Annotated in this window: 6 protein-coding genes; all 6 read left to right on the forward strand. The window is 63.7% G+C overall.

The window, feature by feature from the left end; all coding sequences use genetic code 11:
• Nucleotides 1–278 precede the first annotated feature (278 nt).
• The 6 genes from K3A84_RS20090 (at nucleotide 279) to K3A84_RS20115 (ending at nucleotide 8185) form a co-directional block, all read left to right on the forward strand.
• A complete protein-coding gene (locus tag K3A84_RS20090) occupies nucleotides 279–1880 on the forward strand; it encodes a hypothetical protein (RefSeq protein WP_225011268.1) in 1602 nt (533 codons plus the stop codon).
• A gap of 4 nt (nucleotides 1881–1884) precedes the next feature.
• Nucleotides 1885–2853 carry a M28 family peptidase gene (locus K3A84_RS20095; RefSeq protein ID WP_225011269.1) on the forward strand — a complete coding sequence of 323 codons (969 nt, stop codon included), beginning with the start codon at nucleotides 1885–1887 and terminating at the stop codon, nucleotides 2851–2853.
• Between the two features lie 120 nt (nucleotides 2854–2973).
• Nucleotides 2974–4113: a tyrosine-type recombinase/integrase gene (locus K3A84_RS20100; protein ID WP_225011270.1), complete on the forward strand. Its 1140-nt coding sequence runs from the start codon at nucleotides 2974–2976 to the stop codon at nucleotides 4111–4113.
• Entirely contained in the window at nucleotides 4085–5911 is a 1827-nt protein-coding gene (locus K3A84_RS20105; RefSeq protein WP_225011271.1) for a site-specific integrase, read from the forward strand. The genes K3A84_RS20100 and K3A84_RS20105 overlap by 29 nt, the downstream gene beginning before the upstream one ends.
• Complete coding sequence (locus K3A84_RS20110; RefSeq protein WP_225011272.1) at nucleotides 5908–7749, forward strand: site-specific integrase; 1842 nt, start codon at nucleotides 5908–5910, stop codon at nucleotides 7747–7749. Before K3A84_RS20105 ends, K3A84_RS20110 begins: the two co-directional genes overlap by 4 nt.
• Complete coding sequence (locus K3A84_RS20115) at nucleotides 7736–8185, forward strand: hypothetical protein (protein WP_225011273.1); 450 nt, start codon at nucleotides 7736–7738, stop codon at nucleotides 8183–8185. Before K3A84_RS20110 ends, K3A84_RS20115 begins: the two co-directional genes overlap by 14 nt.
• Nucleotides 8186–8406: the final 221 nt, after the last annotated feature.

Consider the following 8406-nt stretch of genomic DNA (forward strand, 5'->3'; position numbering starts at 1 on the left):
TTAGGTCCGCCTGGCCAGACTGTATCCTTTGCTCGCGATGAGGGGCAGGCCGACCGCCGCGCTAACCCAAAAAGCTGGCGGTGGTCGGCCTGTCCCTCGCGTCGCGCAGCGACGCCCGGAACCCATCGCTTAGCCGCTTGAGGCGAACCGAGCGCAGGTCATCAGCACCGTAATCAACGTGGTGCTGCCGCTTCCTCGCTGAACCCCCGCGATCCCCCGCGATCCCAACCCAACAATCCAGCCCGCGCCATCGCGCGTGGCTGCGTGGAGTCACGTCCATGGCACAGTTCCAAATCCTGTACCCGCACTCGGCTACCGAGTGGCGACCGATTACGATCGAGTTCTGTTTGGCGCCGACCGGCGACCAGCAATATCTCTGGCCGAGCTTCGAAGAAGCCGAGGCGGCCCGGAAGCGCTTGCTCGAGCGCACGCCCGACACTTGCTTCCGCATCGCGCTTGCTGGCACCGAAATCGGCGATGTCGATTGGCAAATCCGCGAGAAGCTGCGCTTTGCTGACGGCACCTACTCACCCACACCCTGGCATGACGAACCTTGGTACCAGGCCCGGCACGACGAGCACTTCTGTCATGTCTCGACCGAGCAGGCGGGCAAGATCGCGTTCACCGAGAACGCCGCCAAGGGGCAGGTCGACCGCCAGTTGGTGATGTCGCCCGGCCGCTACCTCAATCGCTTCTTCTCCGAACATCTGGACAACAACGCGATCGAGGGCTGGTGCGCCAGGCTCTCGGTGCAGTTGGAGGAAGACGCCCTCAAGATCACCCAGGACGCCGACGAAATCGAAGAAGTCTATGTCGGCGGTCCGAGCAGCTGCATGGCTCATTCAGCCCGCGACTTTGACAGTCTGTGCCATCCGACCCGGGTCTATGCGGGCCCCGACACGGCGCTCGCCTATATCGGTTCGCGCGAGGATGCGAGGGCACGCAGCATCGTCTGGCCGAGCCGCAAGATCTACACCAGCATCTACGGTGACGTGTCCCGCCTCAGACTGCTTCTCGAGGGCGCTGGCTACAGCGAAGGTAGCCTGAACGGCGCGCGCATCCGGCGCATCGAGGACGATGACAGCTTCGTCGTTCCCTACATCGATGGAGGCGACGATCTTGCCGACGATGGCCAATACCTCGTTATCGGCCAGGGAAGCATCTCGTCCAAAAGCACCAACGGTCTGGGGCATAACCCGTGGTATTGCCCACGCTGCGACGATGACGGCAGGCCACACGACGAGGTCTATTACGCCGACGGGTCATCCGAAGAGTGGTGCTACTCTTGCTACGACAACCACACCATTTACTGCGATCACAACGAGCAACGCTATAGCGATGCCGAATCCTTCATCACCGTTCATCACGACCATGGCGCGGATACGGTGCTTGAGGACGATGCCGGGGATTACGGCGCCGTCTATGTTGAAGATCGCGGCGAATGGTGGGCCAGCAGTTGCTGCCATCGTTGCGATGCCTCCGGCGAATGGTTCCACGCGGAAGATCTCACCGAATATCACGGCGAATGGCTGTCCGATGACCATCTGCCCGAGCCGATCGACGATGACGACGATGCTTTCGCCAATGCCCATGTGCTGGCTTACCGCCAGTTCCACGTCGAAATGGCCGCGATCCATGCCGACGTTGCCAAGTGGCAGGCTGCCGGAGAGCGTGCACGGGACGAGCGGCTGAGGCGCGAGCAAGGCGAAGCAGAGCGCCTTCGTCTCGAAGCACTCCAACACGATGCCGATGAGCCGCACAATGGTGCAGGCACCGAGGACGTTCGTCATCAGCGGCCCGTCGTTCTCGACAACTTCCTTCCCTTCATCGCGATGGCAGCAGCGCCTTCGGCTGCGGCCCCCTCCCACGCAGGAGCCTGATCCCATGACCTACCATGATGTTGCAGGCCGGGCTGGCCTGCTCGAAATCCTGTCGTGGGCACGTCCCCATGACAGCATGATCGAACGCGCCTTCTGCCGCGAATATCTCGACCGGGTTCCCGGCATGACCGCAGACGCCTTCGGCAACCGGATGCTCACCATCGGCGACAGGCCCCGCGTGATGTGGAGTTGCCACGTTGATACCGTCGCGGCCCGCGGCGGGCAGCAGGATGTGGGCATCGACAAGCGCGGGATCGCCGGCTTGCACAACGGCAAGGCGGGCATGTCGCTCGGAGCCGATGATGGCGCGGGCGTGTGGATCATGCTCAACATGATCGCTGCGGGCCGACCCGGCCTCTACCTGTTCCACCGCGGTGAGGAACAAGGCTGCCTTGGGTCCTGTTGGATCCAGCGCAATACTCCTGAACTGTTGAAGGACATTGATGCTGCCATCGCCTTTGATCGTGCCGGCCACGGCGACGTCATCACGCACCAGAGCTACGGGCGGACCTGCTCGGATGCCTTTGCTGTCAGCCTGGCATCCACCCTCAATGGCCTGAACCCGGACTTCCGGTACGTTCCCGACGACACCGGCATCTTTACCGACACCAACGAATATGCGGGGCTCATCCCCGAATGCACCAACCTGTCGGTGGGCTATCACGGTCAGCACGGTCCCAGGGAAACGCTCGACGTCGGGCATTGCGAGAAGCTGCTCGCCGCCATGCTCAAACTCGATGCTTCCCGGCTCGTTATCGAGCGCGATCCTGCGATACAAGAGGATGATCGCTGGGGCTGGTTCGGAAATTATCGCGGAGAGCAGGGCGACTTCGCCGCAGCAGTGGCGGAGTATCCGCAGCTGGCCGCCCGGATGCTGGAGCAGTGCGGCGTCAGCCTCGATGACTTCCGGATGATCGCCTGGGAAGAGGAAATGGATCATGACTTTGGCTATCGCCCGCTCATGGCATCATGATGTTCGGCGCTGCTTGCAGAATAGCCCGAATAACGATCCCCGTATCGCATGCGCGGCCTGATGATGCCGTTCTTCTGTTAAGGCGCTTCTCGGACTCCACCAGCGGAGGGGAGGCGCGCAGTGGTCTCGATCATCCGTGCTGTTGCCGACGTGCCGGGGATACCTGCCGGGTTCCCGATCCTGTTCGATGCCAATATGGCGATTATCGAGCCGGCCTTTGCGTGGCTGCTGGAACACGCATCGAGTCGCGGCCGCCACTGCGCGCCGGATACCGTGCGAACCTATGCCGAGCATATCTATGACTGGTTCGACACATTGGAACAGTCGGAACTCGACTGGCGGTCGGTCGATGAGGGTGTGATCGGTGCCTATCGTGACCGCATGATCGAAAATCCGAGTTCTCACACGGCTCGGCCCTACGAGCGCACGACGATCAATGCGCGGGTGATGAGCGTCTGCCGGTTCTACGAATGGGCGCTGGAGGAGGGGATGGTCGCCGAGCTTCCCTTCCGGCGCCGCGAGCGCATGGTCCCGGTGTTCAAGGAGGATGGCGGCGGACCTCGCCTGGCGGCGACAAACATGCTTGGCTTGTCGGCGCCTGAGAAACTGCCGCGACCGCTCCGTGCCGCCGAACTCGATCGCCTGTTCGCGCACCTTGGTCCCGCCCCGCGCCTCGCGGCCGAGTGGGCACTTACGGCGGGTCTGCGCCGTATGGAAATCTGCGGGATGACCCTCGACATGGTCCCCGACAGTCACCGGCTGTCCGCCGAAGAACAGCCGCTCGTTGGCATCCCGCTGCGCATCACCAAGGGGAACAGGTCCCGCACGGTCTATCCGCCGATCCGCCTGATCGACCGCACCGACTGGTATGCCGGCGAAGACCGTGCCCGCATCATCCGGCGCGCGCTTGCGCGTGACAGGCGATACCGGCCACCGGCCAATCTTCTCCTCACCACACTTGGGGCGGCACTGTCGCGCAAACGGCTCACGGCGCTGTTCGCGAAGGGCTTTGCCGAGGTCGGCCTCAAGGGCAGCTTCCACTGGCTGCGCCATACCTTCGCGATGGTGATGCTGGCGCGCCTTCAGCAGCAGGCGCGCAACAATCCCGATCTCAATCCGCTGAAAATTCTGCAAGTGCTGATGGGGCACCGGTCGATCGCAACGACCGCGATCTACCTCAGGTGCGTCGAGGTCCATGACCGCGATCTCTCGGAGAGCCTGGCATGGCTCTATGGCGAGCTCATCCCCGATGCCAAATGATCGGCGGATCGATCGGCGCATCCGGCGCCCGACCGCCGCCGCCGACCCGGTTGCCGCGACGACAACCGTCATCTTCCGCGATGCGAGCGATGGCAGCGTCCAGCGCTTTGATCCCGCCGCGCTGGGCCTGCCGCCTGACATGGTCGGCCCGCTTATGGCCGCCTTCCGGCTGAACGATGCGGGTGCAACCCTTCGAACCCGGTATACCCGGTGGCTTGCCCTGCGTCGCTTCGCCGGGTTCCTCGCGAGCGAGGATGTGACCAGCGCAGGCCAGGTGAATGCCGGCACGATGCAGCGCTATCTTGCCTTCCTCGCCCGACCCGACGAGCAAGGGAAACGGTACAAGCGCCCGACGATAGCGACGCAGCTCGGCTTGATCCGCCCGTTGCTGGAGCGGGCCGAGCAGGCCGATCCGAACCTCTTCGGGTCGGTGCTCGCGATCCCTTACAATCCGGTTCCTGGCAGCCGGATCCACGACTCCAAGCCGCGGCTGCCCAAAGAGGATCTGCAAGCCATCCTCATGGCTTGCTACGAGGAAATCGACGCGGCATGGGCGACGTTCCAACGCGGCCAGGCGATCATCGCCACGCCCGATCCGCCATCACGCGCCGCACGTGGCGAGAGCCTGGACAGTGCCATCTGGCGCCTTCACCGACTTACCGGCGGCATCGCACCAACCTGGCAGCAGCTTCGCGAGGCCGGTGTGGCGCACAGCCGGCTGCTGCGTTGGGGCTGGCGAAGCGGGATCGCTGAGTACTATCATCTGACCACGCGGACGGTCGTGCCGTTCTACATTGCGCTTGCCATCCAGCTTGCGGCCAACCCTGACCCGCTCCGTCTGATCCGGCGCGACTGCCTTGTTGCCCATCCGATCGACGACAACCGGGTGCTGGTCGAATGGCTCAAGCACAAGACCGCGCCCAATCCGAAAATCCAGCGCCGCTCGTTCGATGTTCGAAAGTCCCGTTCGGCACCGCGCTTCATCGAAATGCTGCTGGCGATGACCGAGCCGTTGAGACCCCATGTGCCGGATCAGGATCGGGAGCGGCTCTTCCTCGTCCACTATCTTACGACCTCGCGGCATCGCCAGCACGACAAGCCCGCCAGCTTGATACCCTACGGCACGCTCAACGGGCGGATCGATCTGTTCATAACGGATGCCAACAAACGCATCGCCGAATGGAATCGGGATCATCCCGAGCGCCCTCGGCGGTCCTTGCCGTGCTTCGCTCCCGGCCAGCTGAGGGGCAGCGTTGCGACGCAGCATTATCTGGCCTCCGGCGGCGATCTCCTGGCAACCGCCGCTATCCTCAATCACCGCGATCCGGTGATAACCGATGCTTATGTGGAAGGGCCGGCGGCGCGCCGGCTCGAGCGCGAAACGATCGCACGGCTCCAGGGGATGATGGTGGCCTGGGTGACGGCGCCGGAGCAGGAGGAGACCAGCGCCCCAGCGAAAATCTCCGGCCCCGTCACCGCCCTGTTCGGTCATCGCTGCATGATGCCTCTCGAAGCGAACGGCACCGGCGGCACGCGTGTCTGTCGGCATCTGGGTGGTTGCCTGACATGCCCCGGGCTAATCGTTCCCCTCGATGCCGAACACTGCGCTCGGGTTCTTCAGGCTCAACGTCACTTGCTGGACGCCCGGGATCGCATCGATGCCGACAGATGGAACCTGTTTTACGCACCGAGCCTGCGAGTGCTCGATCAAGACCTGCTGCCCGTCTTCCCGGCCAACCTGCGGGATGAAGCCGAAGGGCTGGCATGCCGACTTCCAGCGCTACCGGATATCGAATGAGCACGCTTCCGCAGATCGTGGCAACGCCGAGCTTGCCCATGCGCGTATCGGCGGAATCGGCCTATGCGGACGACCAGTGGCAACTCGCGCGCGACGTGCCGGGCGTTCGGGACCGCGCCTTCAGAATCGACTGGTCGTTCAGGATGCCCGATGGCAGCCGGTTCAGTGACGATCGATGGCATCGACTGAGCGGGCCAGCCAAACAGCTCATCTGGTCGCTTCACGCCGATCCGCCAGCTGGCAGGCAGGCGGTCGCTCTCCATACCCTCACAGTTTATGCCAATTATCTGCGGGTGATCGTGTCGTGGATGGCGGAAAACCGGCTTGAAGGCTGGGATCAGCTTGATCGTGCGGCGATCAAAGACCTGTTCGCGGACATCGGGGAGCGCGGCCTCGCCTGCGGTACTGCACGCAACTACCACTGGATCATCAAAGCCTTCTACGAGCAGCGCTACAAGCTCGTAGACGCCCCGTTGGAACCCCCGCCGAAGTTGATGAGCTTGGGCAACTGGTCCGACGGGAAGAAGAAACCGCACACGCCGGATGTGATCGCGGTTCCGCTGATATCGGCGGCACTGCATCTGATCGGCGACCCTGCCGATCAGATCATGGAAATGCGCGAAGCCGCGCAGGCGATCTACGACGATGCCAAGCGGGAGGGATGCCAATATGGCGGGCAGACCTACCGGGCTACCGTTTATCTGCAATCGCAGCCGCCCATGGAAATGCGCCCTGGCCAGCCCGAGATGCTCACCAAACGGCCCATCGACGGGCTGAACGACCGCATCCTCAGGCTCTACGACGCCTGCTTCATCGTCATCGCCTATCTGGTTGGCGCGAGGGCTTCCGAAATCCTCGCGCTCGAGACCGGCTGCATCGAGTGGCACGATGGCGAGGATGGGCAGCGCTATGCCTATCTGCACGGTGCCATCCGCAAGGGGGCACCGGGGCCGGAAGGTCTGCCGCATCGCTGGGTTGTACCCGAACCCGTGATCCGTGCCATTGCCGTTCTCGAACGGCTCTCCGGCCCGTGGCGAACAATCCATGGTGGACGGCAGCTGTGGCTGGTGCAGGAAAAACCCGGAACCGCCCTGCGGGCATCGGCACTGCCCATCCACACAATGAGCATCCCCGCCATCGTCAAGCGGCTGAACACCGGCTTTGCGCCGATGATCGATCTTCCGGGCCATCGGGGCGAGCAGTGGCACCTTACGACCCACCAGGGCCGAAGAACCTTCGCGCAGTTCGTTGGCCGGCGGGACCGCACGGGTCTTGCCGCGCTTGCCAAGCACTTCGGCCATGTCACCCGTGCAATGACCGACCGGGGTTATGTTGGGACCGACTTCGAACTCGTCGCGCTGGTCGACGACCAGGCCATCGCCGACACTCGGGCGGCACTGGAGGACCTGCTGGTGGCGCCGCGGCTTGCGGGAAAGGCTGGCAGGATGCTCGCCGAGCGTTCGCCGTTCCGCGGCCGGACCCAAGGTGGCGACATCGACGCCTATATCACGCAACTTCTCGCCGAAACGGACATGCGTCTTGGCGTCTGCGACTGGGGCTACTGCCTCTACCGGCGCGAAACCTCAGCCTGCCTCGGATCCGACCGCGAGCCTAATCCCGTGCTTCGCACCCAGAGCACTTGCGTCACCTGCGCCAACTTCGTCGTCACCGAAAAGCATCGGCCGATATGGGCCGGGCGGTTGAGCCGGAATCTTGCTCTTCTCGAAAGAAGCGACCTGGACCCGGAAAGCCGGGCGCTGGCCACGGCGCGCGCCGACGAGTGCCGACGCCTCCTTGCCATGCTCGACGGGACGGAGGGAACAGATGAACAGGCATGACGGCATGACGCCCCAACAGCGCCGCCATGCCCGGACCAAGGCGAAGCTGCGTGCTGCGCTCGAGGCGCTATCTGTCCGCACGCCTTCGGTTCCTATTACCGCCGCTGCCGTCGCGCGCGAAGCCGGCGTCGGGCGCAATGTCCTCTACGTCGGCCATACCGACATACTCGATGACATCCGTGCCGTATCCGATGCACGCACTGCGGTGCGCGACAAACGGGACGATGCCGTTCGCGGGGATGCCATCAAGATCCGTGACCTTGAAAGCCAGCTCGCGTCAATGGCAACCGAAAATGCCGGTCTGCTTCGGCGCGCCCGCGAGGCGGAAAACCGGTTGGCCCGCGCTGAAAAGCAGAACGCCCAACTGCTCCAGCAGCTTGCGGATGCTCGGCGCCCGGTGCGCCTGCGGCCCGGCGAGCCCGAAAACCCAGCCTGATCCGGACCTGAATCCGCGACCGTTACCGTCGAATGGCCGCCGCTTCCCGGCGGCCAGAGGGAGAGGTCGGCTGCGCACCAGCGGGGCTGATGCGGCCAGAGAGAGGAGCCCACTCTGAGCTGCGCGCAGCCCAATGATGCGCCCTCTTACCTCAAGCGAGGAATCTCAATGCTTAATCAATCTATTACTTCAAATAATACACACCCCAGCAGGACAGAACA

It is taken from the genome of Novosphingobium percolationis, assembly GCF_020179425.1.
GTDB classification, from domain to species: Bacteria; Pseudomonadota; Alphaproteobacteria; order Sphingomonadales; family Sphingomonadaceae; genus Novosphingobium; species Novosphingobium percolationis.

Bases quoted from the DNA above. Each gene is read 5' to 3' on its own strand.
- K3A84_RS20090 (WP_225011268.1), top strand. From the start codon at position 279: ATGGCACAGTTCCAAATCCTGTACCCGCACTCGGCTACCGAGTGGCGA.
- K3A84_RS20105 (WP_225011271.1), top strand. From the start codon at position 4,085: ATGGCGAGCTCATCCCCGATGCCAAATGATCGGCGGATCGATCGGCGC.
- K3A84_RS20095 (WP_225011269.1), top strand. From the start codon at position 1,885: ATGACCTACCATGATGTTGCAGGCCGGGCTGGCCTGCTCGAAATCCTG.
- K3A84_RS20110 (WP_225011272.1), top strand. From the start codon at position 5,908: ATGAGCACGCTTCCGCAGATCGTGGCAACGCCGAGCTTGCCCATGCGC.
- K3A84_RS20115 (WP_225011273.1), top strand. From the start codon at position 7,736: ATGAACAGGCATGACGGCATGACGCCCCAACAGCGCCGCCATGCCCGG.